The 3690-nt window shown below is 53.0% G+C and carries 3 protein-coding genes; 2 read left to right on the forward strand and 1 reads right to left on the reverse strand.

Annotated features, from left to right (window positions below; all coding sequences use genetic code 11):
• Nucleotides 1-171: 171 nt before the first annotated feature.
• Nucleotides 172-843 carry a response regulator gene (locus ACIQ0R_RS11805; protein ID WP_395827627.1) on the reverse strand — a complete coding sequence of 224 codons (672 nt, stop codon included), beginning with the start codon at nucleotides 841-843 and terminating at the stop codon, nucleotides 172-174.
• A gap of 233 nt (nucleotides 844-1076) precedes the next feature.
• On the opposite strand from ACIQ0R_RS11805, the gene dbpA reads away from it, so the two are divergent.
• On the forward strand, nucleotides 1077-2456 hold the full coding sequence (gene dbpA / locus ACIQ0R_RS11810; protein ID WP_395827630.1) for an ATP-dependent RNA helicase DbpA: 1380 nt from the start codon (nucleotides 1077-1079) through the stop codon (nucleotides 2454-2456).
• Nucleotides 2457-2967: 511 nt separating this feature from the next.
• Nucleotides 2968-3561, forward strand: a complete 594-nt coding sequence (locus tag ACIQ0R_RS11815) for an autoinducer binding domain-containing protein (protein ID WP_395827633.1) — start codon at nucleotides 2968-2970, stop codon at nucleotides 3559-3561.
• Nucleotides 3562-3690 lie beyond the last annotated feature (129 nt).

The following is a 3690-nucleotide window of genomic DNA, read 5'->3' on the forward strand; positions in this document are numbered from 1 at the left end:
TAGCTCCTTGAACTCCGCCGTGTACATCTGTTTTGGTATCTTCTTCATTGCTGGTCTTTCCAAAGGATCGTTGATTTTACGTTACCTATGGAAGACTAAATTTCGGGGGAAGCTCAAACAGCAGACGACGTACCAGTGTTGGCCTGATCAGCCAGTCCCAGCAGCGTTGCATCATTTGCGCGCGCTATTGACAGGTGGCATAAGGTCCATAACAAAACCAACGCCACGCACTGTGCGGATGTATCCGTCGCCGATCTTGCGGCGTAAGTTGGTCATATGCACGTCCAACGTATTGCTGATATTTCCCTGATGCCCTGGCAATGCCAATTCTTCCAGGATACGGCGCGTCACCACCCTGTCGGCGCGTATCAGCATAGCGCTGAGTATTGTGTACTCACTGGGCGTCAGCTCGGCCAAGTTACCGTTCACCCTGACTCGGCGCGTCGGCATATGCAGCAGCAGGCCGCGCAGCTCCAGGGAATCGCTGTCAAAACCATAACTACGTCGCGCCAGCGCCCTTACACGCGAGACCAGTTCGGCTAGCACGAAGGGTTTGGCAAGATAGTCGTCGGCACCGCTGTCGAGGCCTGACAAGCGATCCTTGATAGCGTCGCGCGCGCTGACGATAATAATGGGTACTGTTTTCTTATCCCGACGCAAATCCTTCAATAAATTTAAACCGTCGCCGTCAGGCAAGCCAAGATCTAACACTACTAATTCGCACTGACCAGAATCAAGAATGCGAAAGGCATCGTGGAGCTGGCGGACCCACGTGACGTCCATGCCCTGCTCCGACAATGCGATGCGGATACCATTACCCAGGTCCAGATCGTCTTCAATCAACAATATTTTCATGTCTTGCATTTAGCCATCCTCATGGCAGACAATCTAAATATTGTCAAATGGGATTGGCCATGTATGCAGGATTAATCTTAAAATCATTTAGGAGGACTTACTCTAGCAACTAAAGCTGATATTGGCCCCTAATGTGCCAGGTCATCCACCGGATATCCTGGCTCTAAACCGCTCTGCCTGTTGGACTTCCTCCCCCTTTTTAGCTGGCGACCAATATCATCGTGAAATCCAACTCCTTCTCTTCCCTGCCCTTGGCGCCAGCGCTGCTCAGCAATCTTGACAGCCTCGGTTACCACGAGATGACGACCATTCAAGAGCAAAGCCTGCCGGTGATCCTGGAGCGTCACGACCTGATCGCTCAAGCCAAAACCGGTAGCGGAAAAACCGCTGCATTCGGCATAGGCATCCTGCATAAACTTAATCCGACGTATTTTGCAATCCAGGCACTGGTGCTTTGTCCGACACGCGAGCTGGCTGACCAGGTTACAAAGGAATTGCGCCGGCTTGCGCGATTTGCGGGCAACGTCAAAATACTGACCCTGTGCGGCGGCTCGCCGATGGGCCCGCAGATTGGCTCGCTGGAGCATGGCGCGCATATCGTGGTTGGCACGCCAGGGCGCATCCGCGACCATATCGGCCGCGGCAGCATCAATCTGGGTACCGTGCAGACGCTCGTGCTGGACGAAGCTGACCGTATGGTCGACATGGGCTTCTACGAAGAAATCTCCGGCATCGTCAGCGCCTGCCCGGCACGTCGCCAGACGCTGCTGTTTTCTGCCACCTATCCGGATGATATTCGCAAGGCAAGCGCGGAATTTCTGCGTAATCCGGTCGAAGTAAAGGTCGCAGCACAACATGATGGCGGCCGCATCGAACAGCGCTTTTATGAGGTCTCATATGAAGGCCGCAATGCTGCCGTCGCACAATTGCTGAATCACTATAAGCCGGTATCCACGATTGCCTTTTGCAACACCAAGATCCATTGCCGTGAACTGGCCGCGGAACTTTGTGAACAGGGCTTCAGCGCCCTGGCGCTGCATGGCGAGCTGGAACAACGTGAGCGCGACGAGATTTTGGTGCGCTTCGCCAATCAGAGCTGTTCGGTGCTGGTAGCCACCGATGTGGCCGCGCGCGGTCTGGATATACAGACCTTGGGGGCGGTTGTCAATGTCGACGTTTCGAAGGACACCGAAGCCCATATTCATCGCATTGGCCGCACCGGACGCGGTCAGGACAAGGGATTGGCATTGAGTCTGTGCGCACCCAACGAGAAGAAATGGGTCAAGTTGATCGAAGACTACCAGCAAGGCCCAGTGAGCTGGTTTGACCTGCATCAACTCAACCCCGCCGAAGGCGAACCATTGACCGCGCCAATGTTAACGCTATGCATCATGGGTGGCAAAAAGGACAAGCTGCGTCCCGGCGACCTGCTTGGCGCGCTGACCGGCGATGCGGGCCTTAGCAAGGAACAGGTCGGCAAAATCAACGTATTTGAATTACTTACTTACGTGGCGCTTGATCGACGTGTGGCAAAGCAAGCGCACACCCGCTTAATCGCCGGCAGTATCAAGGGAAAGAGCTTCAAAATGCGCTTCATCTGAGCCCGTTGGCGTGCCTGTTTATGAGCAGGCCTGGCCGACTTCGGTGATGCTCAGGCATGCGGTACTACAGCGCCTCCTGCCGAGCATCCGTCTCGGACCATACAAAATACAAAGTCGTCTAAAAACATTTTTGAATGCGCACTCGATAATTACATTCACTTTGTCAATCTTGCAATTGTAAAAATGTGTTAAATTTCCTATTGGAAAATATTTCAATAATTAAATCTGAAACCTGGCGCAACAGCTAAGCCAGAATGACGCATAGGTGACTGTAAGCCGCCTAAGCAACCGACATGCTAGTTGAGTGCTTCGTAAGCAATGGCGCAATGGCGCTGCAGAAATGGCGATCTCTTGTTTTGCGACCACGCATGATGCAAAAACACCGCCTGGATGTTGCATGATTGACGCAGAACTACGCCAGCGTAATGCGGTTCGACTTGATCGATGGTCGGCAGCATGAGAGAAGACTTTCCTTCCATGAAAAGACATATATTTTTACGGGAGTGTAGCTATGGTTGAGTGGCAAGAGCAGCAAATGCAGTCGATTCTGGGCGCGAAAACCGTGCCGATCCTGTTCACCACCTTGTCAGACGTCGCCAAACAACTTGGCTTCGATTACTGTGCTTACGGCATGCGTTTGCCATGGCCGGTGGCTCAGCCGAAATTGATCATGCTCAACAATTATCCGTCGAGCTGGCAGCAACAGTACACGCAACAAGAGTACGTCAAGGTCGATCCCACCGTCTCGCACGGGAAACGCTCGACCTTGCCGCTGGTCTGGCACGACAAGAGCTTTACCGCCAGCCCATCATTTTGGGAAGATGCGCGCTCCCATGGACTGCATGCGGGCTGGGCGCAATCGTGTCACGATGCGAAGGGGATCGGCGGGTTGCTTAATCTGTCGCGCTCGGATGAACATATTTCCCGCAAAGAGCTACGCGACATAGCGCTCAAGCTATCTTGGCTGGTTGACGTCGCACACGAGGGATCATCGCAGTTGCTCATCGAGAAATATTTACCTGAAGCGGTCACGCAATTGACCGCACGTGAAATCGAGGTACTTCAGTGGACTATAGTGGACCCGGAAATCCGGACAATAGTTTAAGGAGTATCCGGACAATAGTTTAAGGAGTATCCTGCACTGAACAACGAAGGCAGGATATGAACGAATTAAAACGAAACAGTTTCAGCGGACAACAAAAAGCGAAGGTGGCACTGGATGCGGTACGAGGTC

Origin of the sequence: Collimonas sp. (assembly GCF_044339385.1) — a bacterium.
Classification (GTDB): domain Bacteria; phylum Pseudomonadota; class Gammaproteobacteria; order Burkholderiales; family Burkholderiaceae_D; genus Collimonas.